Consider the following 22,965-nt stretch of genomic DNA (forward strand, 5'->3'; position numbering starts at 1 on the left):
ACTGCGTTTTGCGCCCGTATCCATTGCACCTTCCTGATAAGAAGTCAGAAGGTGTAAACCTTATTCAGGACGAGACATGATTCAATAAAAAGCCCGCCCGGCAGTGATGCCGGGCGGGCTTTTTTCATCGTGTCATGGGTTAGTCAGTGGAGAGCACACCCCGACGAACCTGGTCACGTTCGATCGATTCGAACAGCGCCTTGAAGTTGCCTTCGCCGAAGCCATCGTCGCCTTTACGCTGGATGAATTCGAAGAACACCGGGCCCATCAGGGTTTCCGAGAAGATCTGCAGCAGCAGACGCTTGTCGCCCGACTCAGACGAACCGTCCAGCAAAATGCCCCGTGCTTGCAGTTGATCGACCGGCTCGCCGTGGTTCGGCAAACGGCCTTCGAGCATTTCGTAGTAGGTGTCTGGCGGTGGCGTCATGAAGCGCATGCCGATGCTTTTCAAGTGATCCCAGGTCTTGATCAGGTCATCGCTGAGGAAGGCCACATGCTGGATGCCCTCACCGTTGAACTGCATCAGGAACTCTTCGATCTGCCCGGCGCCCTTGGACGACTCTTCGTTCAGCGGGATACGGATCATGCCATCCGGGGCAGTCATGGCCTTGGAAGTCAGGCCGGTGTATTCGCCCTTGATATCGAAGTAACGGATTTCACGGAAGTTGAACAGTTTCTCGTAGAAGTTGGCCCAGTAAGCCATGCGACCGCGGTACACGTTGTGGGTCAGGTGATCGATGATCTTCAGGCCGGCCCCGACCGGGTTGCGGTCCACGCCTTCGATGAACACGAAGTCGATGTCGTAGATCGAACTGCCTTCGCCAAAACGGTCGATCAGGTATAGCGGCGCGCCGCCGATGCCTTTGATCGCCGGCAAGTGCAGTTCCATCGGGCCGGTTTCGATGTGGATCGGTTGGGCGCCGAGTTCCAGGGCACGCTTGTAGGCCTTTTGCGAATCCTTGACGCGGAACGCCATGCCGCACACCGACGGACCGTGCTCGGCCGCGAAGTACGACGCCACGCTGTTGGGTTCGTTGTTGAGGATCAGGTTGATCGCGCCCTGGCGATACAGGTGCACGTCTTTGGAACGGTGGGTCGCGACCTTGCTGAAGCCCATGATCTCGAAGATCGGCTCCAGGGTGTTAGGGGTCGGCGATGCGAATTCGATGAACTCAAAGCCCATCAGGCCCATTGGGTTTTCGTATAAATCTGCCATTTTGGCGCCTCATCATTTCTTATCAATTAACGGATCGTTAGTTGCTAGCAATGCTGAGACCGGCGGGTGGCGCGCAGGAGATGCCCCGCACGCTGCGGGCGAGGAAATCACCGTAGATCAATTGAAACCCAAATATCTTCATTGTCGACCCAAGGCTATTACGGGCGAGGCTTCTGCTGCCAGAAGACGATTATTCTTATATGCGTAACCCGATTCTACACAGCGTAAATCAGTTGTCCATCCTTCTTATAAAATCCCCCTTTTCGCAGCCTGTGCAAGCGGTTTGTTGCACAGAAAAATCCCCGCCAGGATCAGCCCCCCGCCCAGACACATCACCAGGGTCAATTGCTCGCCCAGCAACAACGCGCCAAACAGGACGGCGGTCAGCGGGTTCAAGGCAATGAACACACCCGAACGCGTCGCACCGATTTTGCGGATACCGTCGTAATAACCAATATAGGCCAATGCCGAACCCAGCACGCCCAGGTACATCAGGCTCAACCATTGTTGCGTGCCCAGTTCGGCCAGCGCCGCGACACTCAGCTCACCCCGCACAGCACTGGTCACCCAGAGCATCAGCGTGCCCAGCAAAATTGAGTACGTCACCGTCTGCACCGGCCCCAGCGTTTGATTCAGGCCTTTAGAGAACAACGAATAAATGCCCCAGCCGAGCACACAGCCGAAGATCAACAGATCGCCGATCCAGGCATCCGTACCACCGGCCAGCAACTGCGGATTACCACTGACGATCACCAGACTGGCGCCGGCAATGCAGATCGCGATACCGGCCACTTTCGCCCCGCTCAGTCGCTCCTTGAACAATAGCCACGATGCCAGACCGATCACCGCCGGATTCAACGCCACGATCAAGGACGCCCGTGACGCGTTGATGTAATGCAGCCCATAAAAGAAGCACAGGTTGTAGAAGAAGATCCCGAAAAAACCCAGCAGCGTCAGTTGCAGCCATTGCCGAGGGCTGGGCCGCGCCAAAGGCACCCGCGCCAGCAACAGAAACAGCAGCAACGCCACGCTCGCCAGTAAGAACCGCATACTCGCGGCCAATAACGGACTGAGGCTGTCGGCCAGAAATCGCCCGGCAACGAACGTCCCGCCCCAGATCATGGTGACCGCTGCCAGTTTCAGATAAACCGGTACATCCGAAGAATTCGCCAAGGTCTGCCCACACGTCGTCATAAGTCTCCACCATCAGAAATCGGGCACATTGCGTAATGCCGGTCAGTAAGCCATTTCAGCCCATAGCGCACTTCGTGTAGCAGCTGCCGAGCCCGCGAGGCTGCGTTCGGCTGCGCAGCAGTCGTGAATCCGGCTGACGCGGTCTGCCTGATATACCGCAACCTTCGGTTTTACGATTGCTGCGCAATCGAACGCAGGCTTCGCCAGGTGCTACAGATTGCGACTGGCATAGGGCACATGGCGTATCATTCGACTAATGCCCGATCATCGTAAAATGAGTAAACACTCATGACCCTGACTCAACTCGAGATTTTCTCGCTGGTGGCCGAACTGCGTGGCTTCACGGCAGCGGCTAATCGTCTGGAAATTTCCCAATCCGCGGTGTCCCATGCGCTCAAGTCGCTAGAACAGGAATTGGGCGTCGAACTGCTGCGCCGGCATCAGTCGCAGGTCGAGTTGAGTGACATCGGCCAGCAGCTATTACTGCGCGCTCGGGCGATGCTTGGGCTCGCCAACACGTTGCGCCAGGAAGCGGCGGATGCTCGCGGAATGAAACGCGGCACCCTGCGCATCGGCTCGTTCGGCCCTACCTCATCGATCAAATTGCTGCCGAGGATCCTGCAGCATTACCGCGCCGCACACCCGGGTATCGAGGTTCACATCGACGAAGGGCCGGATCGCCAAGTGATTCAATGGCTGGAAGAGCGACGTATCGATATCGGCTTCGTGGTGTTACCCCAGGAACGTTTCGACACTTTCAGGCTGATCGAGGACCAGATGGTCGCGCTACTACCTGCCGACCATGCGCTGGCCGGTCGCGACAGTTTGAGCTTGAACGATTTGTGTCACGACCCTTTTGTGCTGACCGAAGCCGGCTCTTCGGAACTGGTGTCGCGCTTATTCAATGCGGCGCGGTTGACGCCGAACATCCGCTATCGCTGCTCGCAATTGATCAGCACGCTGGACACCGTCGGCCGTGGCGATGCCCTGACCGTTGTCGCCGAAGGTTCTTTGCCTGACGACAACGACAACCGCTACGTGAAAAAACCGCTGTTACCACCGATCAGCCGCCAGGTCGGGTTGGCGGTGCTCGATCAGCGTCAGTCATCACCTGCGACGCTGGCCTTTATCAAACTGGCTTCGAGCCTGAATGATCATTGAACGGCATAAGTGCTGTCGGCCAACTATCATGGCTGAACTCTTCTGGTCGCGATGGATTTGCGAATGCCACTAAACGTCAAAAGCCGCCGTAAACGTGGCACCCGGATCGCTGTGACTGTTTTGAGCGGGTTGCTCCCGGTGTTGCTGGGGGGCGCCATTCTCTATCTGCAGGCTGAACGTACGCTCAAGCAAAGTACCGAACTGACTGGCGAAGAAGCCGTTCGCCAATTCGAGCTGATGCTCGACAACACCGCGCAAGCCGCACAAGAGCTATTGCCGCTGGCCGGCCAGAACTGCAACGACGTCAAACTGGCCCTGCGCGAACAAGTCACCCGCCGACCCTTCGTGCGCTCGACCAATCTTGTATGGAATACCAACCTCTATTGCAGTTCGTTGTTCGGTGAATATCAGGAAAAGATCAATCCCGGCGATTACACCCAAGGCAAGCTTTGGCTCATGAACGGCAACCCGGTCACGCCCAATACCGCGTTGTTGGTGTATCGGCTGAGCGAAGGAAACCAGGGCGCCCTGACCACGCTGGACGGTTATCACCTGAGCAACGTGCTGCGCCTGATCGGTCGCAAAACATTATTGTTGCTGCAAGTCGGCCCTCACTGGTTGTCGGCCGACGGCAAGGTCCACGAGGATGCCCTGCCCGCCTTGCCCGTGGCGCAAAATACCCTGACCTCCTCGCGTTATGCCTTTACCGTGGCCGCCGGTTTCCCTGAAGGAGAAACCTGGCGTTACATGCGCAGTGAATATCCGCCGCTGTTCAGTCTGTTGATGTTCTTCGGTGTGGTGTCTGGCTCGATCGGGCATGTCCTGCAGAAGCGCTCGATGTCGCCCAGCCGTGAAATGCAGCGGGCGTTGGAGGCAGCAGAGTTCATTCCTTACTTTCAGCCCGTGGTGCATGGCGACAATAAGCAGTGGTCTGGCGCCGAAGTATTGATGCGTTGGCAACATCCCAAGGAAGGACTCGTGCGCCCGGATCTGTTCATCCCGTTTGCCGAACATTCCGGGCTGATCGTGCCGATGACTCGCTCCTTGATGCGACAGACCTGCGCACTGCTGGCCCCCTTGTCGGCGTCGTTTGACGGCCCGTTTCACATCGGTATCAACATCACCGCCAGTCACTGCCGGGATCTGGAGCTGGTCGAGGATTGCCGCGAATTCCTCAGCGCTTTCGCCCCGGGCAGCATCAACCTGGTGCTGGAGCTGACCGAACGCGAACTCATCGAGCCGACAGCCATCACCTTGCAATTGTTCGAGCAGCTTCACGGGTTGGGCGTGATGATTGCGATTGATGACTTCGGCACCGGCCATTCAAGCCTGGGTTATTTGCGTCAGTTCAATGTGGACTTCCTGAAAATCGATCAGAGCTTTGTCGCCATGATCGGTGTCGACGCCCTCTCCCGGCACATTCTGGACAGCATCATCGAACTCTCGGCCAAACTCGATCTGGGTATCGTCGCCGAAGGCGTGGAAACCGTAGAACAAAGTGACTATCTGACCGCTCACGGCGTGAACTTCCTGCAAGGTTATCTGTTTGGCCGGCCGATGCCCGGCGCAGACTTCATTAGAGCATTAAGTGGTCATTAACTAACCATTTTAAGCGTTGAGATCATGATGATACGCACCAAATTGCATCAAAAGACTACTCTTGTTACATGAAGAAAAAGTCAGGATTTACTCTTGGCCAATTAACTACTACAATTTTTCATACCTGTGCAGAACTGTCAGGTGAGCCATTATCACCGAGTCGCTTCAAGGCTCTTGGCTTATAGCTTTGTTTGCGGTTGGTATCAGCCAAACACACTATTGGAGTAAAGATATTGTCCAGACTCGCTGAATTCCGTGCAGCTGAAAAGGCCCTTCAAGAACAGCTCAAGCAGTTGGAATCGCTGAAGAACGATGCCGGGCTCAAAAAAGAAATCGAGTTCGAAGAAAAGCTCCAGGGACTGATGAAAACCTACGGCAAGAGCTTGCGCGACATCATCGCCATCCTCGATCCAAACCCGGCGAAATCCGGCCTGCAGCAGGCAGCAGCGCCTAAAACCCGCCGCGCTCGCGTGGTCAAGGTGTATCAGAACCCACACACCGGTGAACTGATTGAAACCAAGGGCGGCAACCACCGCGGCCTGAAAGCCTGGAAGGAACAATACGGTGCCGCCACCGTGGATTCCTGGCTGCGTGGCTAAGCGCTCGCGGTCATAAAAAAAGCCCTGCCAATGCAGGGCTTTTTCATGGACAGCGTCTAAATGCAACGATAGTCGCCGATCAACTCGTTACATGCCGATGAACTTTATGCTTAATCCCTTTGGCTATCTAAAAAAAGCCGAACCCGCTGAAATGTACTGATACGTAAACCTCAAACTAAAGTTTCAAGCTGTTTCGAGCCGCCGCTATGTCGTCCTGACTTGCCTTATAAAGGTCTGCCTGCCCCGCATAGGAAAGAACATAGGCCTTATCGGCGTCTACCGCAGCGACCAATGTTTGAGACAGCACATGTCGACCGTTCTGCGTAATCGTGCAGGTTGTTTCCAACGCCGATAGCCGGCCCAAGGTAGTCGGGTGAATTTTAGTGCAAACGCTCTGATACCCACTCTGAAAAAAGTCCTTTTGCACCGACTTGCGCATTTCCAGCAACACGCCTTCCAGATTCACCTGATGACCGGTTTCCACTGGCGTCATGGTCAACTCCATCACCATCACCGGCGTACCGTCCTGATCGTTTTTTACCGCGCGTTGCCGGGATACCTGTGGTTTGGTCTCGTCTTGCGGAACGGCCTCGACGGTCCATCCATTTGGCCAGGTCACGACCGGAGCCTCTGCATAAGCGTGGGTAACACCTGAAAGCAGACACATCAGGACGAACATCGATTGACAGAATCGGGTCATTGCAATGAACACTCACGAATTGAGCCGTAAAGTCTGAGGCTCAGCCGGCTGCCAGGCAAGCGTGCGGTTTTGGTTTGGCGATGCTGGGGCCCTTGCGTATCATTGAGAGCATTCTTAGCCCCACTTATTTTACGGAGGGCCCATGAGCCTGCACGAACTCAATACCTTTCCCGGTGTGACCGCCCAACCCGACACCGCCACCCAGAAGTTCGTTTTCAACCACACGATGCTGCGGGTCAAGGACATCACCCAGTCGCTGGATTTCTACACCCGTGTCCTGGGTTTCTCGCTGGTGGAAAAGCGCGATTTTCCTGAAGCCGAGTTCAGCCTGTATTTCCTGGCCCTGGTGGATAAAAACCAGATCCCGGCCGATGCCGCCGCGCGCACCGAGTGGATGAAATCGATCCCTGGTATTCTCGAACTGACCCACAACCACGGCACCGAGAACGACGCGGATTTCGCCTATCACAATGGCAACACTGACCCACGCGGCTTCGGCCATATCTGCATTTCGGTGCCGGACATTCGTGCCGCGTGCGAGCGCTTCGAAGCGCTGGGCTGCGATTTCCAGAAACGCCTGAACGACGGTCGCATGAAGAGCCTGGCCTTCATCAAGGACCCGGATGGTTACTGGGTCGAGATCATTCAGCCGGCGCCAATGTAAGCCCCACCGCAGAACTGATCGTTCCCACGCAGAGCGTGGGAACGATCAGACACAAAAAACCCCATGATCGCTCATGGGGTTTTGTGTTTTCAGCGTCGGCGTTTATGCCGGTGCCGAGGTGCGGATCAGGTGATCGAATGCGCTCAGGGAAGCCTTGGCGCCCTCGCCCACCGCAATCACGATCTGCTTGTACGGCACGGTGGTCACGTCACCGGCCGCGAACACGCCGGGCATCGACGTTTCACCACGAGCATCGACGATGATCTCGCCGCGCTGCGACAGCTCGATGGTGCCTTTGAGCCAATCGGTGTTAGGCAACAGACCGATCTGCACGAAGATCCCTTCCAGCTCGACCGTGCGCAACTCGTCCGACTGGCGATCCTTGTAGCGCAGGCCGTTGACCTTTTGGCCATCGCCAGTCACTTCAGTGGTTTGCGCACTGGTGATCACGGTAACGTTCGGCAGGCTGTGCAACTTGCGTTGCAACACCGCATCGGCGCGCAGTTGTACGTCGAACTCCAGCAGGGTCACGTGAGACACGATACCGGCCAGGTCGATGGCCGCTTCGACGCCGGAGTTACCGCCGCCGATCACCGCCACACGCTTGCCTTTGAACAGCGGACCGTCACAGTGCGGGCAGTACGCCACGCCCTTGTTGCGGTATTGCTGCTCACCGGGAACGTTCATTTCACGCCACCGGGCACCGGTCGCCAAAATCACGGTTTTGGCTTTCAAGGACGCGCCGCTGGCGAAATGAATTTCGTGCAGCTCGCCATTTTTGCCCGGCACCAGCTTGTCGGCGCGTTGCAGGTTCATGATGTCCACGTCGTACTGCTTGACGTGTTCTTCCAGCGCCACAGCCAGTTTCGGCCCTTCGGTTTCCTGCACCGAAATGAAGTTCTCGATGGCCATGGTGTCGAGCACTTGACCACCAAAACGTTCGGCCGCCACACCGGTGCGAATGCCTTTACGAGCAGCGTAGATCGCCGCCGAAGCTCCGGCCGGGCCACCGCCGACGACCAGTACATCAAAAGCTTCTTTGGCGCTGATTTTCTCGGCCTGGCGCTCGATGCCACTGGTGTCGATCTTGGCGAGCATCTCTTCCAGGCCCATGCGGCCTTGGCCGAAGTTGACGCCATTCAGGTAGATGCTTGGGACGGCCATGATCTGGCGCTCGTCGACTTCAGCCTGAAACAGCGCGCCGTCGATGGCGACGTGGCGGATGTTCGGGTTCAGCACAGCCATCAGGTTCAATGCCTGGACCACGTCCGGGCAGTTCTGGCAGGACAGCGAGAAGTAAGTCTCGAAGTTGAACTCGCCTTTGAGCGAGCGGATCTGTTCGATCACCTCAACGCTGGCCTTCGAGGGGTGACCACCAACTTGCAGCAGGGCCAGCACCAAGGACGTGAATTCGTGGCCCATCGGGATACCGGCGAAACGCAGGCTGATATCGGCCCCTGGGCGGTTGATCGAGAACGATGGTTTACGCGCATCGTTACCGTTATCGAGCAACGTAATCTGGGTGGAAAGACTGGCAACGTCTTTGAGTAATGCGAGCATTTCCTGGGATTTCGCACCGTCGTCGAGGGAGGCAACGATCTCGATCGGCTGGGTGACCCGTTCCAGGTACGATTTCAACTGGGCTTTAAGATTGGCGTCCAACATACGGGCGATTTCCTTGATGCTGTTTCATAGAGAGCAGACATAAAAAAACGCCCGAGCGAATCTCGCCCGGGCGTTTTGGGGGCGGTGCAGCTTACTTAGGAGGTGCGGAGTGCCGCCCTGATGAAGCGCGTCACAGACTTAGATCTTGCCGACCAGGTCCAGAGACGGAGCCAGAGTGGCCTCGCCTTCTTTCCACTTGGCAGGGCAAACTTGGCCTGGGTGAGCAGCGACGTACTGAGCAGCCTTGATTTTGCGCAGCAGCTCGGAAGCGTCACGACCTACACCGCCGTCGTTCAGTTCAACGATTTTGATCTGGCCTTCCGGGTTGATCACGAAGGTGCCACGGTCAGCCAGACCAGCTTCTTCGATCAGCACGTCGAAGTTGCGGGAGATAGCGTGAGTCGGGTCGCCAATCATGGTGTACTGGATTTTGCCGATGGCTGGCGAAGTGTTGTGCCAGGCAGCGTGGGCAAAGTGGGTATCGGTGGAAACGCTGTAGATTTCGACGCCCAGTTTCTGGAACTCGGCGTAGTTGTCAGCCAGGTCTTCCAGTTCAGTCGGGCAAACGAAGGTGAAGTCGGCAGGGTAGAAGAACACGACAGACCACTTGCCTTTCAGGTCAGCGTCCGACACTTTTACGAAGTCGCCATTTTTAAAGGCGTCAGCTTTGAACGGTTTAACTTGGCTGTTGATGATAGGCATCGATGACTCTCCGTCAGGGGTTAAGAAGTTGATGGGGTGAATCCTACCCAGTCGATCGCCGGTTGGCTCATTGGCAAACCTGATGCTGCTGATTGGTTTTCGCTATTAGCCGACAGTATTAATAGAAGAAAACGTGATCTACGGCGCCAACGGCTTTTCAGCGATGCGGGTCATCCCGAGAAACGGGCTGGCTTCAACATAGCGCATGGCGGACTTCATATCCTTCCAGCCCACGTAATTCATCAACGACTTCAAATCCCAACCGCTCTGATGAGCCCAGGTGGCAAAGCCACGCCGCAAGGAGTGACTGGTGTAGTGCTCGGCTGCAATACCAGCGCGTTCCAGCGCCTGGCGCAACAGCGGGATCACGCTATTGGCGTGCAAGCCCTCCTCGCTCAAATGGCCCCAACGGTCGATAGCCCGGAACACCGGCCCGCGGACCAACGCTGCTTCAGTGATCCATTGGATATAGGCCTGCACCGGACACAAGCGCTGCAACGCCGGCGTCTGGTATGTCTGGCCGAGGTTGTCGCGATCGCTCTTGCTGCGAGGCAGGTAGAGGGTGATGCCTGAGCCAGCGCTGGCCCGCACATGTTCAATCTGCACCCGGCACAACTCATCGCTACGGAAACCGCGCCAGAAGCCCAAGAGGATCAACGCCGTGTCACGCCGGGCTCGCAGCAAACCCGGTTGATCGCCCTGCGCCTTCGCGGTTTGCGCTTCCTGCTCCAGCCAGGCAGCCACTTGCTCCAGATGCTGAAGCTGCAATGGCTCGGCCTGTTTCTCCTGCGCCGGGTGCAGCGCGCGAATGCCCTTGAACACTTTGCGCACCACGGGGGCCTTGGTGGGATCGGCGAACCCTTGACTGTTGTGCCACTGCGCCAGCGCAGACAAACGTAACTTCAAGGTGTTGATCGACAGCACGCCCGCATGAGCCACGAGATAGCGCGCCACGCTGTCACTGGTCGCCGGCAGGAACCCGCCCCAATTGACTTCGAAATGTTCGATGGCCGCACGATAGCTACGACGGGTGTTGCCGCGCGTGGCGGCTTGCAGGTAGCGATCCAGTTCGGTCATGGGTTCAGCTCTCGAAAACGTACCGCTCTGGCGCGGGAAACCCGGATTACAGCGCATCACACGGGGTAATACCAGTATATCCCGCATGATAAATCTCAGGATTTTAACTTTACTAGCATCATGGTACATTGCACATATTAGTGGTACGTACCACAGTATCAAATCGTAGGAGAACATATGGCACGTGGCGGCGTAAACAAGGCACTGGTGCAGGCGGCACGCTCGGCAATCCTCGCCCGGGGCGAACACCCGAGCATCGACGCGGTGCGGATCGAGATGGGCAATACCGGTTCGAAAACCACGATCCATCGCTACATGAAGGAACTCGATGACGGCGCCGAGCCCGAGCAAGCACCTTCCGAACCTATCGATGATGAGCTCGCAAGCCTGGTGTCGCGCCTGGCGCAACGCCTGAAAGAACAGGCGCAAGAACCCATTGACCAGGCACGCGCACAGTTCGAGCAACAACGAAAAGAACTGGAAACCCAACTGCACGAGGCCCGCGAGACCAATACCGAACTGCAGCAGCAGTACGAAATTCAAAGCCTGGCGCTGACTCAGGAATCGGCCGAGCTGCAAGACACCCGCTCCATGCTGCAAACGGAGCAAACCCGCAACGCCGGACTGAACCAGGCGCTGGCGGATTTCGAGTTACGCTTGCAGGACAAGGACGAGCAGATCCGCTCTCTGGAAGAAAAGCACCTGCATGCCCGCGAGGCACTGGAACACTACCGCAACGCCGTCAAAGACCAGCGCGAGCAGGAACAGCGCCGCCATGAAGGTCAGGTGCAGCAGATTCAGATGGAGTTGCGTCAGGCCCAGCAAAGCGCACTGGTTCGCCAGGATGAAATCACCCAACTGCATCGCGACAACGAGCGCCTGCTGACGGAAAGCCGCGGAACGCTGCGAGAGCTGAGCCTGTCGCAAGAGCAACTCAAGCACACCAACAGCCGACAGGATCAGCTGCTGGAACAGGTCAGCCGTATCGACAGCGAACGCACCCTCCTCCAGGAACGCTTGCGCATTGCCATGCTGGAAAACCAGTCACTCAAGCAGAACATCGATGAACAGTCGCACATCAACAAAGCGCTGGAAATTGAACTGATCAAGTTGCAGGCAAGCCTGGATGAAAGCATGCGTCAGGCCACTGTCGTTGCGACAGCGCCAGACGCATCAACCTCGCGTAAAGACGATTAACCCGCGACCGGCGTACGCATGGTGACAAACTCTTCGGCGGCCGTCGGATGCACGCCGATGGTTTCGTCGAAATCGCGCTTGGTCGCGCCCGCTTTCAGCGCAATTGCCAACCCCTGAACAATCTCGCCAGCCTCTGGGCCGACCATGTGGCAGCCCAAGACCTTGTCAGTCTTGGCGTCCACCACCAACTTCATCAAGGTGCGTTCCTGGCATTCAGTCAGGGTCAGCTTCATCGGCCGGAAACGGCTTTCGAAGATCACCACATCATGCCCGGCCTCGCGCGCCTCTTCTTCGGTCAGGCCGACTGTACCAATGTTCGGCAAGCTGAACACGGCGGTCGGGATCATCTTGTAATCCACCGGGCGATATTGCTCGGGCTTGAACAAACGCCGCGCCACGGCCATGCCTTCGGCCAGTGCGACCGGTGTGAGCTGTACTCGACCGATCACATCGCCCAGGGCCAGGATCGATGGCTCTGCGGTTTGATACTGCTCATCGACCTCGACAAAACCTTTCTTGTCGAGTTTGACGCCGGTGTTTTCCAACCCCAGATTGTCGAGCATCGGACGCCGACCGGTGGCGTAGAACACGCAGTCCGCCTCAAGCTTGCGACCGTCCTTGAGCGTGGCTGTCAGGCTGCCATCGGCTTGCTTGTCGATGCGCTCGATGTCGGCATTGAATTGCAGGTCCATGCCGCGCTTGCTCAACTCTTCCTGCAAATGCTTGCGCACCGCACCGTCGAAGCCACGCAGGAACAGATCGCCGCGATACAGCAGCGTGGTCTCGGCGCCCAGCCCGTGGAAGATCCCGGCAAACTCCACCGCAATGTAACCACCACCCACCACCAGAACGCGCTTGGGCAGCTCTTTAAGGAAGAACGCCTGGTTGGAACTGATCGCGTGCTCGTGCCCCGGAATCTCCGGGATCTGCGGCCAGCCACCGGTAGCGATCAGGATGTTTTTGGCGGTGTAGCGACCGCCATCGAACTCGATGGTATGCGGATCGACGATTTTCGCGTGGCCTTCATGCAAGGTCACGCCGCTGTTGACCAGCAGATTGCGATAAATGCCGTTCAGACGATTGATCTCGCGATCCTTGTTGGCGATCAGCGTCGCCCAGTCGAACTTCGCCTCACCCGGGGTCCAGCCAAAACCTTGCGACTGCTCGAAGTCTTCGGCGAAGTGCGCACCATAGACCAGCAATTTTTTCGGCACGCAGCCGACATTCACACACGTACCGCCCAGATAGCGGCTCTCGGCCACGGCGACTTTCGCACCAAAACCGGCCGCAAACCGCGCCGCCCGCACACCGCCGGAACCGGCGCCAATCACATATAAGTCAAAATCGTAGGCCATTTCTATCTCCTTGGCAGGTCACCAGCATACCTGCGGGCGGCCTTTGGGCAAGCGTTGAAAACTATCTGGGGCCGGAAAATGAAAAAGCCACCCGAAGGTGGCTTTTCAGTACAAGCAGCTCAGGCGCTATCAGTAAGCCTTGCCAGTCTTGTAGAAGTTCTCGAAGCAGAAGTTGGTCGCGTCGATGTAGCCTTCGGCGCCACCGCAGTCGAAACGCTTGCCTTTGAACTTGTAGGCCATGACGCAACCGTTTTGTGCCTGCTTCATCAGGGCGTCGGTGATCTGGATTTCGCCGCCCTTGCCTGGCTCGGTTTGTTCGATCAGGTCGAAGATGTCCGGGGTCAGGATGTAACGGCCGATGATCGCCAGGTTCGACGGCGCATCTTCAGGCTTTGGTTTTTCAACCATGCTGTGAACGCGGTAGATATCGTCGCGGATCATCTCACCGGCAATCACGCCGTACTTGTGAGTTTCTTGCGGATCGACTTCCTGGATGGCAACGATCGAGCAGCGGAACTGCTTGTACAGCTTGACCATCTGGGTCAGTACGCCGTCGCCTTCCAAGTTGACGCACAAGTCATCCGCCAGTACCACGGCGAACGGTTCGTCGCCGATCAGCGGACGGCCAGTCAGAATCGCGTGGCCCAGGCCTTTCATTTCGGTCTGGCGAGTGTAAGAGAACGAGCACTCGTCAAGCAGCTTGCGGATGCCGACCAGGTATTTCTCTTTGTCGGTGCCCTTGATCTGGTTTTCCAGCTCGTAGCTGATGTCGAAGTGGTCTTCCAGGGCGCGTTTGCCGCGACCGGTGACGATAGAGATTTCGGTCAACCCGGCGTCCAGTGCTTCTTCGACGCCGTACTGGATCAGTGGCTTGTTTACCACCGGCAGCATTTCTTTGGGCATGGCTTTAGTCGCTGGCAGGAAGCGAGTGCCGTAACCGGCTGCTGGGAACAAGCATTTCTTGATCATATAAGTCCTTGAAAGGGCTGTGTGTTCGAGTTTCGGCGCAGTCTAATCAGGCGGCGGGCACCTTACAATGCCCCGCGCTGGCTAACCGATGCCATCATAGAGAAATAAACCGGCGGATAGTTCAATCGCCTTCCGGTTTGACGGATCGAGCGGTCCCACTCTACGCCCATGAGCGCCGTTTGCGTGCATTTGACGTATCATGGCCGCCTTGATCCCGCCAACGAGGCAGTTATATGTCGGCAGCACAAAACGCAAACGGTTATTCGGTCAGCCAGGAAAAGGACGGTCAGTGGTGGATAGTCAATTACCACGGCGAACAGGTCGCCGGCCCATTGCCCAGCAAGGCGATGGCGGTGGAAGTGGCTGCGGTGTTCCAGGACGACCGCTCTGCCCCGGCCGCACCCCGTGAAGCAGCGCCAGCTCGGAGCCCCCGCCGCAAGAAATGACCAGGACCGGCCCCGGTAAATGCCGTTCGAGCATTGAACGGGGGCTCGGTGACGGGTTTATCTGTACCGAAATGGCCATTCGCTATACCCTCGCGCCAGCCCTTCCCTTCCCGATGACTGATTCCATGAAAACGATACTGGCGCTGTTTGCAGTTCTGGCCTTGACGGGCTGTGCCTCGGCTGAAAAAACCTACCTGGACAATGGTGAACAGGGGCTGACCATCGATTGCTCCGGCGAGGCCAATTCCTGGGCCACCTGCTACGAAAAAGCCGATGCCTCTTGCGCCGGCACCGGTTATCGGATTGTCGGTACGGACGGCACACCTTCGACCCAGGAAAGCGAAAAGACCCTGGGCGTCGACGTCGGCAACTACAAAAATCGCAGCGTGGTGGTGGTCTGCAAGTAGCTACATGTGAATTTCGGCGAATTTGATCCCGAGCCCGCGCACGGTCTCGATCAAATCGTCGAGACGACTGAAGGACTCGACTTCATCGTTGTCATCCACCAGGAAAAAACTGCGCCCGGCGCTTTTCTTGAAAAACACAATCCACTCCTCCGGGTTTGCCGGGTTCTGAATCACGTGGGTGGCAGAGATATGACCCTCTGCATGGCGCTCCCGCACCTGCTCTCGCTTCATGCTCAACTCCAGAAATGACAATGCCGTCAAAGCGCGACTTTGACGGCATCGATGCTGACTGGGGGGTAGTTTATCAGCCGGATATGCACGCGGTGGCGGCATTGCGTACATCCCATGGGCGCAAGGGCACATTGGAAATGCGTTCATGCAGCTTGATGCTGCTGCCGCCGGAGCGGTCTTCGATGTCAAACACGGCTGCCGGCCCCGACGAGAACTTCTGCGGCACGATAACCCGCACGCCTTCCTTCTGCGGCTCGACTTGCAGGGCTCCACGGCTATCAGCGAGCTTTTCGACCAGGCATTTCGCGTACTCATGGGGATTCTTGCCTGAAATCACGCTCATGGTGGGCAGCGTTTCATTGATGTCCGAAACACTCGCACATCCACCCACTGCCAATACCAACGGCCCGACCAGAACTCCCCACTTCATACAAAACCTCCGATAAAGACCTTCCGACAGCTCAAATGCTGGTTTTCTCCGAGGCTCACTGCTTTTATCGCTCATAGAATTCCGTATAACTGTTTTTAATTGTCAAAGCGCACCTCGAGAGCCGGATAATAACCTGTTCGGGCTGATAAACTGCGTCAATCGCCCATGCTATCGTTTTGATTTTGTAGAAAAAGCCCTTCTGGAGGCGCCTCATGAAATTTATCCACCAGCGCGAGCACCTCAACGAAGACGACATCGTCGTCATCCAGTGCTCCCAAATGTGCAACATCCGCTTGATGAACGACGCCAACTTCCGCAGCTTCAAGAATGGCGGCCGTCATACTTACCACGGCGGCGCGTTCGACACCTTCCCGGCCCGCATCACTGCGCCAAGCACCGGTTTCTGGAACATCACCATCGACATGGTCACCCGCCGGCCGATCAGCGTCACCCGCAAGCCGAGCCTGACGCATTCGATCAAGATCATCCGCCGCTCCAGCTCGAAACTGAGCTGAGCCCACACGAAAACAGGCAGGTATGACCGTGGCCCAGACGACCAAATACGTCATCAAATACAAACTCAACGGCGAGCGCCGCTTTGAATTCGCCCAGCTGGAAAACGGCACGCAAGAAGAAGCCAAGGCTGCACTCGACGTCATTCATGGCCAGACTGAAGATGTCATCAGCGAGATCAGCGTGAGCAAAGCGCTGTAATGCGATCTGGAGCGACAACATGGACGTCTGCTCCGCTTTCGAATTCGACCGCAAGCGCCGGAGTGCCCACTCTCGCGACGCTCACTAAACTGGCCGCCTCGACCTTTTGGTCAAGGAGTCAGAACCCTTGTTTACCGACCCGATTCATAACGATGCCCTCGACTGGGCCGCGCTTGCGCAGCAACTCGATCAGGATGGCTGCGCGCTAATCCGATCGTTCTTAAGCCATCAGACCTGCGATGAAATAAGCGCCCTGTACGTCCGGCCAGAACCCTTTCGCTCGAAAGTGGTGATGGCTCGCCACGGTTTTGGCCGGGGTGAGTACAAGTACTTCAAATACCCGTTGCCGGATCCGGTGGCCCGGTTGCGTAGCGCGCTCTACCCTCGACTGGTTCCAATCGCCAATCGCTGGTACGAATGCATGGGCCTGCCGACCCGTTTCCCCGAATCGCACGAAGCATTTCTGCAGCGCTGTCATGCCGCCGGTCAGGAACGCCCCACGCCTTTGTTGCTGCAATACGGCCCGCAGGACTACAACTGTTTGCATCAGGACCTGTACGGGGAACACGTCTTCCCGCTGCAAGTGGCGATTCTTCTGTCAGAGCCGGGAGAAGACTTCACCGGCGGTGAGTTTGTGCTGACCGAACAACGCCCACGGATGCAGTCACGCCCGCAAGTCATCGATCTGAAGAAAGGCGACGCGTTGATTTTTGCCGTGAATCAGCGCCCGGTAAAAGGTGTTCGCGGCTATTACCGAGTGACCATGCGTCACGGGGTGAGTCGCCTGCACAGCGGAAAACGGCATACCCTTGGAATCATCTTTCACGATGCGCTATGACCCCATGAGCCCGATCACCCTTGATTTGTTTGCCAACTCCGAACCCGAGCAGCAGCCCAAGCGCGAGCAGATCGGCGAACAATCCTACGTTCTTAAAGGCTTCGCCCTGCCCTGGCTCGACCGGTTGCTGCCGGCACTGGAGACAGTTCTGACAGTAGCGCCCTTTCGGCAGATGGTCACGCCCGGCGGCTTTACCATGTCGGTGGCGCTGAGCAGTTGCGGCACCTGGGGCTGGACGACTGACCGCAGCGGCTACAAGTACACCCGCAACGATCCGCAGACCGGCCTGCCCTGGCCCGAGATGCCTGAGGTGTTTTTCGAGCTGGCGCAAGCGGCGGCGCGTGAGGCAGGGTTTATGGATTTCGTTCCGGATTCCTGCCTGATCAACCGCTATATTCCCGGTGCCAGGATGTCGTTGCATCAGGACAAAGACGAAGGTTCCTACGCGGCGCCCATTGTGTCGGTGTCCTTGGGGTTGCCGGCGACGTTTCTGTTTGGCGGATTCGAACGCAGCGCCAAAAGCCAACGCGTGCCGCTGTTACACGGCGATATCGTGGTCTGGGGCGGCGTGGACCGTTTGCGTTATCACGGTGTACTGCCGATCAAGCCTGGTTATCACCCTCAGTTGGGCGAACAACGGATCAACTTCACCTTTCGTACCGCGGAATGAAACCGTCGAATTCGACCGCAAGACCCGGAGTGTGGCGTCTCTGCCGGCTGGTTAATCTGCCTGAAACGGGTCAACGGACATGAAGCCATGACAACTCAATCGACAAAAATCGCCACCGAAAACGATCCTCGCTGGGCCGCCGTGGTCGCGCGTGATCCCCGCGCCGACGGGCAGTTTGTGTACGCCGTGAAGACCACCGGTATCTACTGCCGCCCCAGCAGCCTGGCGCGCTTGCCGAAGCCGCAGAATGTCGAATTCTTCGACACCGCCGAGCAAGCCCAGGCGGCGGGTTATCGCCCCAGCAAACGAGCCGCGAAAGATCAAAGCGACGTCGCCGCACAGCACGCCACGACCGTGGCCGCCGCTTGCCGTCACATCGAATCCGCCGAGACCTTGCCGGCATTGAATGCGCTGGCGGACGCGGCCGGCCTGAGCAGTTTCCACTTCCACCGAGTGTTTAAGGCCATCACCGGCCTGACGCCCAAGGGCTACGCCATGGCCCATCGCTCACGCAAGGTTCGCGAACGCTTGGCCGACGGAGGTACGGTCACCGACGCGTTGTATGACGCCGGATTCAACTCCAATAGCCGCTTCTATGAGGCCGCGGATCAAGTGCTGGGCATGAAGCCTGGCGATTACCGTGCGGCCGGACAGAACAACGACATTCGCTTTGCCGTCGGCCAATGTTCTCTCGGGGCGATTCTGGTGGCGCAAAGTGAGCGCGGCGTCTGCGCGATTCTGTTGGGGGACGACCCGCATCAATTGGTCTGTGATCTGCAGGACAAGTTTCGCCGCGCCAACCTGATTGGCGCCGATCATGAGTTCGAGCAGTTGATCGCTAAAGTGGTGGGCTTTATCGAAGCCCCGGCCCTCGGCCTGGACTTGCCGCTGGACGTACGCGGCACGGCGTTTCAGGAGCGGGTGTGGCAAGCCCTGCGGGAAATTCCCGTCGGCAGCACCGCCAGTTATGCCGATATCGCTCAGCGCATCGGTTCACCGAAAGCCGTGCGCGCCGTGGCCCAGGCCTGTGGCGCGAACAGCTTGGCGGTGGCAATCCCTTGCCATCGCGTGGTGCGCAGCGACGGCAACCTGTCGGGCTATCGCTGGGGCGTGGAGCGCAAGCGTCAGTTGCTGGAACGCGAGACGCGCTAATCAGCGATTGACGTCGACCACCACCCGGCCACGCAACTGGCCGGCAAGCAGGCGATGCGCCGCGTCGATGGCTTCGCTCAAGCCGATTTCGTGGCTGATCAGTGGCAGCAAGGCGAAGTCCAGATCCTTGGCCAAACGATTCCACGCCAGTATCCGCTTGGCTTTGGGCTGGGTCACGCTGTTGATGCCGGCCAGGGTCACACCGCGCAAAATGAACGGCGCGACGGAGGCCGGGAAGTCCATGCCTTGGGCCAGACCGCAGGCAGCGACGGTGCCATTGGCCCGGGTGCTTGCGCAAGCGTTGGCCAGCGTGTGGCTGCCGACCGAATCGATCACCGCCGCCCAACGTTCCTTGGCCAACGGTTTACCCGGCTCCGACAACGTGGCGCGATCGATGATTTCGCTGGCGCCCAATTGCTTGAGGTACTCGTGTTCGGAGGTGCGGCCGGTGGATGCCACCACGCGATAGCCGAGTTTGCTCAGCAGTGCGATGGCGAAACTGCCGACACCACCGTTGGCGCCCGTCACCAGCACTTCGCCTTGATCGGGGCTCACGCCGTTGTGCTCCAGCGCCAGGATACTCAGCATCGCCGTATAACCGGCCGTACCGATGGCCATCGCTTGCGCGGCGGTGAACGCTTTGGGCAACGGGATCAGCCAGTCGCCATTCAGGCGAGCTTTCTGCGCCAATCCGCCCCAGTGTCCTTCGCCCACACCCCAACCATTGAGCAAGACTTGATCACCGGCCTTGTAGTCCGGATGACCGCTGACTTCGACAGTGCCTGCCAGATCGATCCCCGGCACCATCGGGAATTTGCGCACCACCGGGCTGCTGCCGGTGATCGCCAGGCCATCCTTGAAGTTCAGCGTGCTGTACGCCACACGCACGGTCACATCGCCTTCAGGCAATTGATCATCACTGATCTCTTGCAGCGTGGCCCGGTAACTGTTGTCGTCCTTGTCGATCAAAATGCCTTTGAACATCACTGCCTCCCGATGGAATCGCTCAGTTGTCGTGCTGTTGAAATAACACATCAAAACACATCGCCGTAGCCGACTTTAAGCCAATCCTCAAACTCGACTGGCCTTGTGTCAGTCATTACTGATACAAATTCGCTTCTACCGACGTCGGAGAGCACTGCACATGAGTCAATGGCCAGACACCCGCATTCTTGACCTGTTCGGGATCGAACTGCCGATCATCCAGGCCCCTTTGGCTGGCGCGACGACGTCGGCCATGGTAATTGCGGTGAGCAACGCTGGCGGCCTGGGCTCGATGCCCGCCGCGATGCTGAGCATCGAGCAGTTGCGCGAAGAGCTGAAAACGATTCGCCAACACACCCAGCGCCCGTTCAACGTCAATTTCTTCTGCCATCAACCTCCACCGCCCGATGAGCAACGTGCCCGGGACTGGAAGAATCTGCTGGAACCGTATTACCGGGAATTGGGGGTCGATTTCGACGCACCGACGCCGGTGTCCAATCGCGCACCGTTCGATCATGCGGCCTGCGAAGTAATCGAAGAGTTTCGCCCTGAAGTGGTGAGTTTCCACTTTGGTCTGCCGGAAAAGTCGCTGCTGGATCGGGTAAAAGCCACCGGAGCGAAAATTCTTTCCTCGGCGACTACCGTCGAAGAAGCCATCTGGCTGGAGCAGCACGGTTGCGACGCGATCATTGCCATGGGTTACGAGGCTGGCGGCCACCGGGGGATGTTCCTCAGTGATGACCTGAGCAGCCAGGTGGGAACCTTTGCCTTGGTGCCACAGATCGTCGATGCGGTAAAAGTACCGGTGATTGCGGCGGGGGGAATCGGAGATGCGCGGGGCGTCGCGGCGGCTTTTGTGTTGGGCGCTTCGGCGGTCCAGGTGGGCACGGCTTATTTGTTCACGCCGGAGGCCAAGGTCAGCGCTTCTCATCACAAGGCATTGCGCACGGCCAAGGAAAGCGAGACGGCGGTCACCAACATTTTCACCGGGCGCCCGGCGCGGGGGATTCTCAATCGGGTGATGCGTGAGCTGGGGCCGATGAGCGCCAAGGCACCGGCCTTTCCCTTGGCGGGCGGTGCGTTGATGCCGCTGAGGGCCAAAGGGGAAGCGGATTTCAGCAACCTTTGGGCGGGGCAGGCGTTTACGTTGGGCGTTGAAATGACTTCGGCAGAGCTGACCCGGCGTTTGGCGGATGAAGCGTTGGCCAAATTGACTCATCGCTAAACTTTGTGGCGAGGAGGCTTGCCCCCGACTCCAGTCAAGCGCAATCCATGTGTGCGAGCCTGCTCGCGAAGGCAGTATGTCAGGCCCCTGTAGCAGCTGGCGTAGCCTGCGTTCGGCTGCGCAGCAGTCGTAAACTCAGCTGCCCACGATTAACCTGAAAGATCGAGGTGCCTGATTTAACGACTGCTGCGCAGCCGAACGCAGGCTACGCCAGCTGCTACAGGGTCCCGTATGAATTCAGCGAGCGCACTCCAATTCGTTCCGTTTACAGGCGATTCGCTATATATTCCACTATATAGCGTTTCATCTCGCCTACCACGGAGCCGTTCCATGACCGTTCGTGCCTCATGTTTTGCCCCCGCGTGCCTGTTCGCTGTATTCGCTTTCGGCTCCGCCCAGGCGGATGAAGTCCAGATTGCCGTTGCTGCCAACTTCACTGCGCCAATCCAGGCCATCGCCGCCGATTTCGAGAAAGACACCGGGCACAAACTGGTCACCTCCTTTGGCGCAACCGGCCAGTTCTATACCCAGATCAAGAACGGCGCACCATTCGAAGTGCTCCTCTCGGCAGACGACACCACTCCGCAAAAACTTGAAGCCGAAGGCGACACAGTCAAAGGCTCACGCTTCACCTACGCCATCGGCACCTTGGCGCTATGGTCAGCCAAGGACGGCTACGTCGACGCCAAGGGCAAAGTGCTGAGCGACAATCAGTTTCAACACCTGTCCATCGCCAACCCGAAAGCCGCCCCGTATGGCCTGGCCGCCACTCAAGTGCTGTCCAAGCAGGGCCTGACTGACAAGGTCAAAGGCAAACTCGTCGAAGGCCAAAACATCACTCAAGCCTACCAATTCGTCTCCACTGGTAATGCCGAACTCGGTTTTGTGGCCTTGTCGCAGATCTACAAAGACGGCAAAGTCACCAGCGGTTCGGCCTGGGCCGTCCCGGCCGATCTGCATGATCCGATCAAACAAGACGCGGTGATCCTTAATAAGGGCAAGGACAACCCGGCTGCCAAGGCACTGGTTGACTACCTGAAAGGTCCGAAAGCCGCCGCTGTTATCAAATCCTACGGTTACCAACTCTAAATGACGCTATCGAGTGCCGATTATTCCGCCATCTGGCTGACCCTGAAACTGGCGTCTCTGACGACTGTGATCCTCTTGGTCATCGGCACTCCAATTGCGTTATGGCTGTCGCGCACCCAGTCTTGGCTGCGCGGCCCGATCGGGGCGATCGTCGCCCTGCCCCTGGTGCTGCCGCCCACGGTGATCGGCTTTTATTTGTTGTTGGCGCTCGGCCCGAACGGCTGGATCGGCCAGCTCACCCAATCGTTGGGCCTTGGCACCCTCACCTTCAGTTTTGCGGGGCTGGTGATCGGCTCGGTGTTGTACTCGATGCCGTTCGTGGTTCAACCGCTGCAGAATGCTTTTTCCGCCATTGGCACTCGCCCACTGGAAGTGGCTGCCACCTTGCGCGCCAATCCCTGGGACACGTTCTTCAGCGTGATTGTGCCGCTGGCCCGCCCCGGTTTCATCACGGCGGCCATTCTCGGCTTCGCCCACACCGTCGGCGAATTCGGTGTGGTGCTGATGATCGGCGGCAACATTCCCGACAAGACCCGCGTGGTCTCGGTGCAGATCTACGATCACGTCGAAGCCATGGAATACGCCCAGGCACATTGGCTGGCCGGGGCGATGCTGGTGTTCTCGTTTGTGGTATTGCTGGCGCTCTACTCCAGCCGTAAAACCAAAGCGGTCTGGAGCTGA

The 22,965-nt window shown here is 57.9% G+C and carries 26 protein-coding genes; 15 read left to right on the forward strand and 11 right to left on the reverse strand.

Translation table 11 applies throughout. The features are described 5' to 3' along the window. Window positions 1-139: 139 nt before the first annotated feature. Window positions 140-1,216, reverse strand: a complete 1,077-nt coding sequence (gene hppD, locus NHU87_RS17865) for a 4-hydroxyphenylpyruvate dioxygenase (protein WP_030131426.1) — start codon at window positions 1,214-1,216, stop codon at window positions 140-142. Between the two features lie 246 nt (window positions 1,217-1,462). Next, a complete protein-coding gene (locus NHU87_RS17870) occupies window positions 1,463-2,410 on the reverse strand; it encodes a DMT family transporter (RefSeq protein ID WP_253551302.1) in 948 nt (315 codons plus the stop codon). Window positions 2,411-2,698: 288 nt separating this feature from the next. On the opposite strand from NHU87_RS17870, the gene NHU87_RS17875 reads away from it, so the two are divergent. From NHU87_RS17875 to NHU87_RS17885, 3 genes are all read left to right on the forward strand, one after another. After that, complete coding sequence (locus NHU87_RS17875; RefSeq protein WP_253551304.1) at window positions 2,699-3,571, forward strand: LysR family transcriptional regulator; 873 nt, start codon at window positions 2,699-2,701, stop codon at window positions 3,569-3,571. A 63-nt stretch (window positions 3,572-3,634) separates the two neighbouring features. Continuing rightward, window positions 3,635-5,170 (forward strand): EAL domain-containing protein, encoded by a 1,536-nt coding sequence (locus NHU87_RS17880; RefSeq protein WP_253551306.1) that lies wholly within the window; start codon window positions 3,635-3,637, stop codon window positions 5,168-5,170. A 233-nt stretch (window positions 5,171-5,403) separates the two neighbouring features. Next, a complete protein-coding gene (locus tag NHU87_RS17885) occupies window positions 5,404-5,769 on the forward strand; it encodes a histone-like nucleoid-structuring protein, MvaT/MvaU family (protein WP_008075430.1) in 366 nt (121 codons plus the stop codon). 175 nt (window positions 5,770-5,944) lie between these two features. Here NHU87_RS17885 and NHU87_RS17890 read toward each other — a convergent pair whose 3' ends face one another. Then, complete coding sequence (locus NHU87_RS17890) at window positions 5,945-6,448, reverse strand: DUF4946 domain-containing protein (RefSeq protein WP_437180838.1); 504 nt, start codon at window positions 6,446-6,448, stop codon at window positions 5,945-5,947. A 163-nt stretch (window positions 6,449-6,611) separates the two neighbouring features. Between NHU87_RS17890 and gloA the strand changes: the two genes are divergently transcribed. Continuing rightward, complete coding sequence (gene gloA / locus NHU87_RS17895; RefSeq protein WP_030131431.1) at window positions 6,612-7,133, forward strand: lactoylglutathione lyase; 522 nt, start codon at window positions 6,612-6,614, stop codon at window positions 7,131-7,133. A 102-nt stretch (window positions 7,134-7,235) separates the two neighbouring features. Here gloA and ahpF read toward each other — a convergent pair whose 3' ends face one another. From ahpF to NHU87_RS17910, 3 genes are all read right to left on the reverse strand, one after another. Then, window positions 7,236-8,798, reverse strand: a complete 1,563-nt coding sequence (gene ahpF / locus NHU87_RS17900; protein WP_253551310.1) for an alkyl hydroperoxide reductase subunit F — start codon at window positions 8,796-8,798, stop codon at window positions 7,236-7,238. 138 nt (window positions 8,799-8,936) lie between these two features. Beyond that, a complete protein-coding gene (ahpC, locus tag NHU87_RS17905) occupies window positions 8,937-9,500 on the reverse strand; it encodes an alkyl hydroperoxide reductase subunit C (protein ID WP_038983195.1) in 564 nt (187 codons plus the stop codon). A 138-nt stretch (window positions 9,501-9,638) separates the two neighbouring features. Next, window positions 9,639-10,577 (reverse strand): site-specific integrase, encoded by a 939-nt coding sequence (locus tag NHU87_RS17910; RefSeq protein WP_253551312.1) that lies wholly within the window; start codon window positions 10,575-10,577, stop codon window positions 9,639-9,641. A gap of 177 nt (window positions 10,578-10,754) precedes the next feature. Between NHU87_RS17910 and NHU87_RS17915 the strand changes: the two genes are divergently transcribed. After that, window positions 10,755-11,774 (forward strand): DNA-binding protein, encoded by a 1,020-nt coding sequence (locus NHU87_RS17915; RefSeq protein ID WP_253551314.1) that lies wholly within the window; start codon window positions 10,755-10,757, stop codon window positions 11,772-11,774. Here NHU87_RS17915 and gorA read toward each other — a convergent pair. Then, window positions 11,771-13,129: a glutathione-disulfide reductase gene (gorA, locus tag NHU87_RS17920; RefSeq protein ID WP_253551316.1), complete on the reverse strand. Its 1,359-nt coding sequence runs from the start codon at window positions 13,127-13,129 to the stop codon at window positions 11,771-11,773. The genes NHU87_RS17915 and gorA overlap by 4 nt on opposite strands. Before the next feature lie 129 nt (window positions 13,130-13,258). Next, window positions 13,259-14,098: a UTP--glucose-1-phosphate uridylyltransferase GalU gene (gene galU, locus NHU87_RS17925; protein ID WP_007900040.1), complete on the reverse strand. Its 840-nt coding sequence runs from the start codon at window positions 14,096-14,098 to the stop codon at window positions 13,259-13,261. Between the two features lie 233 nt (window positions 14,099-14,331). Between galU and NHU87_RS17930 the strand changes: the two genes are divergently transcribed. Together NHU87_RS17930 and NHU87_RS17935 are read left to right on the forward strand one after the other, a co-directional pair. Beyond that, entirely contained in the window at window positions 14,332-14,544 is a 213-nt protein-coding gene (locus NHU87_RS17930) for a hypothetical protein (RefSeq protein ID WP_253551318.1), read from the forward strand. A gap of 125 nt (window positions 14,545-14,669) precedes the next feature. Next, entirely contained in the window at window positions 14,670-14,951 is a 282-nt protein-coding gene (locus NHU87_RS17935; RefSeq protein WP_253551320.1) for a hypothetical protein, read from the forward strand. Here NHU87_RS17935 and NHU87_RS17940 read toward each other — a convergent pair whose 3' ends face one another. Next, entirely contained in the window at window positions 14,952-15,182 is a 231-nt protein-coding gene (locus tag NHU87_RS17940; RefSeq protein WP_253551322.1) for a hypothetical protein, read from the reverse strand. 73 nt (window positions 15,183-15,255) lie between these two features. Then, window positions 15,256-15,612, reverse strand: a complete 357-nt coding sequence (locus tag NHU87_RS17945; RefSeq protein ID WP_253551324.1) for a hypothetical protein — start codon at window positions 15,610-15,612, stop codon at window positions 15,256-15,258. Between the two features lie 212 nt (window positions 15,613-15,824). Between NHU87_RS17945 and NHU87_RS17950 the strand changes: the two genes are divergently transcribed. The 5 genes from NHU87_RS17950 to ada all read left to right on the forward strand — a co-directional run bounded on the left by NHU87_RS17950 (window position 15,825) and on the right by ada (window position 18,986). Further along, window positions 15,825-16,127 (forward strand): DUF1883 domain-containing protein, encoded by a 303-nt coding sequence (locus NHU87_RS17950; protein WP_038983189.1) that lies wholly within the window; start codon window positions 15,825-15,827, stop codon window positions 16,125-16,127. A 28-nt stretch (window positions 16,128-16,155) separates the two neighbouring features. Further along, on the forward strand, window positions 16,156-16,326 hold the full coding sequence (locus NHU87_RS17955) for a hypothetical protein (protein WP_168185061.1): 171 nt from the start codon (window positions 16,156-16,158) through the stop codon (window positions 16,324-16,326). Between the two features lie 127 nt (window positions 16,327-16,453). Next, window positions 16,454-17,164, forward strand: coding sequence for a 2OG-Fe(II) oxygenase (locus NHU87_RS17960; protein WP_253551326.1), 711 nt, complete (start codon window positions 16,454-16,456; stop codon window positions 17,162-17,164). Then, window positions 17,154-17,834 (forward strand): DNA oxidative demethylase AlkB, encoded by a 681-nt coding sequence (gene alkB / locus NHU87_RS17965; RefSeq protein WP_253551328.1) that lies wholly within the window; start codon window positions 17,154-17,156, stop codon window positions 17,832-17,834. Before NHU87_RS17960 ends, alkB begins: the two co-directional genes overlap by 11 nt. Before the next feature lie 87 nt (window positions 17,835-17,921). Next, window positions 17,922-18,986 carry a bifunctional DNA-binding transcriptional regulator/O6-methylguanine-DNA methyltransferase Ada gene (ada, locus tag NHU87_RS17970; protein ID WP_253551330.1) on the forward strand — a complete coding sequence of 355 codons (1,065 nt, stop codon included), beginning with the start codon at window positions 17,922-17,924 and terminating at the stop codon, window positions 18,984-18,986. On the opposite strand, the gene acuI is transcribed toward ada, so the two are convergent. After that, window positions 18,987-19,970, reverse strand: a complete 984-nt coding sequence (gene acuI / locus NHU87_RS17975; protein WP_253551332.1) for an acrylyl-CoA reductase (NADPH) — start codon at window positions 19,968-19,970, stop codon at window positions 18,987-18,989. It abuts the gene before it with no gap. A gap of 160 nt (window positions 19,971-20,130) precedes the next feature. Between acuI and NHU87_RS17980 the strand changes: the two genes are divergently transcribed. The 3 genes from NHU87_RS17980 (at window position 20,131) to modB (ending at window position 22,965) form a co-directional block, all read left to right on the forward strand. Continuing rightward, a complete protein-coding gene (locus tag NHU87_RS17980; RefSeq protein WP_253551334.1) occupies window positions 20,131-21,195 on the forward strand; it encodes an NAD(P)H-dependent flavin oxidoreductase in 1,065 nt (354 codons plus the stop codon). 330 nt (window positions 21,196-21,525) lie between these two features. Continuing rightward, a complete protein-coding gene (modA, locus tag NHU87_RS17985; RefSeq protein WP_253551336.1) occupies window positions 21,526-22,284 on the forward strand; it encodes a molybdate ABC transporter substrate-binding protein in 759 nt (252 codons plus the stop codon). Next, complete coding sequence (gene modB / locus NHU87_RS17990) at window positions 22,285-22,965, forward strand: molybdate ABC transporter permease subunit (RefSeq protein ID WP_253551351.1); 681 nt, start codon at window positions 22,285-22,287, stop codon at window positions 22,963-22,965.

The organism is Pseudomonas mandelii (assembly GCF_024138395.1).
Lineage (GTDB): Bacteria > Pseudomonadota > Gammaproteobacteria > Pseudomonadales > Pseudomonadaceae > Aquipseudomonas > Aquipseudomonas mandelii_E.

Excerpts from the sequence above, each read along its gene's own strand:
- hppD (WP_030131426.1), bottom strand. The coding sequence starts at position 1,216 with ATGGCAGATTTATACGAAAACCCAATGGGCCTGATGGGCTTTGAGTTC.
- NHU87_RS17870 (WP_253551302.1), bottom strand. The coding sequence starts at position 2,410 with ATGACGACGTGTGGGCAGACCTTGGCGAATTCTTCGGATGTACCGGTT.
- NHU87_RS17875 (WP_253551304.1), top strand. The coding sequence starts at position 2,699 with ATGACCCTGACTCAACTCGAGATTTTCTCGCTGGTGGCCGAACTGCGT.
- NHU87_RS17880 (WP_253551306.1), top strand. The coding sequence starts at position 3,635 with ATGCCACTAAACGTCAAAAGCCGCCGTAAACGTGGCACCCGGATCGCT.
- NHU87_RS17890 (WP_437180838.1), bottom strand. The coding sequence starts at position 6,448 with ATGTTCGTCCTGATGTGTCTGCTTTCAGGTGTTACCCACGCTTATGCA.
- gloA (WP_030131431.1), top strand. The coding sequence starts at position 6,612 with ATGAGCCTGCACGAACTCAATACCTTTCCCGGTGTGACCGCCCAACCC.
- ahpF (WP_253551310.1), bottom strand. The coding sequence starts at position 8,798 with ATGTTGGACGCCAATCTTAAAGCCCAGTTGAAATCGTACCTGGAACGG.
- ahpC (WP_038983195.1), bottom strand. The coding sequence starts at position 9,500 with ATGCCTATCATCAACAGCCAAGTTAAACCGTTCAAAGCTGACGCCTTT.
- NHU87_RS17910 (WP_253551312.1), bottom strand. The coding sequence starts at position 10,577 with ATGACCGAACTGGATCGCTACCTGCAAGCCGCCACGCGCGGCAACACC.
- NHU87_RS17915 (WP_253551314.1), top strand. The coding sequence starts at position 10,755 with ATGGCACGTGGCGGCGTAAACAAGGCACTGGTGCAGGCGGCACGCTCG.
- gorA (WP_253551316.1), bottom strand. The coding sequence starts at position 13,129 with ATGGCCTACGATTTTGACTTATATGTGATTGGCGCCGGTTCCGGCGGT.
- galU (WP_007900040.1), bottom strand. The coding sequence starts at position 14,098 with ATGATCAAGAAATGCTTGTTCCCAGCAGCCGGTTACGGCACTCGCTTC.
- NHU87_RS17930 (WP_253551318.1), top strand. The coding sequence starts at position 14,332 with ATGTCGGCAGCACAAAACGCAAACGGTTATTCGGTCAGCCAGGAAAAG.
- NHU87_RS17935 (WP_253551320.1), top strand. The coding sequence starts at position 14,670 with ATGAAAACGATACTGGCGCTGTTTGCAGTTCTGGCCTTGACGGGCTGT.
- NHU87_RS17940 (WP_253551322.1), bottom strand. The coding sequence starts at position 15,182 with ATGAAGCGAGAGCAGGTGCGGGAGCGCCATGCAGAGGGTCATATCTCT.
- NHU87_RS17945 (WP_253551324.1), bottom strand. The coding sequence starts at position 15,612 with ATGAAGTGGGGAGTTCTGGTCGGGCCGTTGGTATTGGCAGTGGGTGGA.
- NHU87_RS17950 (WP_038983189.1), top strand. The coding sequence starts at position 15,825 with ATGAAATTTATCCACCAGCGCGAGCACCTCAACGAAGACGACATCGTC.
- alkB (WP_253551328.1), top strand. The coding sequence starts at position 17,154 with ATGCGCTATGACCCCATGAGCCCGATCACCCTTGATTTGTTTGCCAAC.
- ada (WP_253551330.1), top strand. The coding sequence starts at position 17,922 with ATGACAACTCAATCGACAAAAATCGCCACCGAAAACGATCCTCGCTGG.
- acuI (WP_253551332.1), bottom strand. The coding sequence starts at position 19,970 with ATGTTCAAAGGCATTTTGATCGACAAGGACGACAACAGTTACCGGGCC.
- NHU87_RS17980 (WP_253551334.1), top strand. The coding sequence starts at position 20,131 with ATGAGTCAATGGCCAGACACCCGCATTCTTGACCTGTTCGGGATCGAA.
- modA (WP_253551336.1), top strand. The coding sequence starts at position 21,526 with ATGACCGTTCGTGCCTCATGTTTTGCCCCCGCGTGCCTGTTCGCTGTA.
- modB (WP_253551351.1), top strand. The coding sequence starts at position 22,285 with ATGACGCTATCGAGTGCCGATTATTCCGCCATCTGGCTGACCCTGAAA.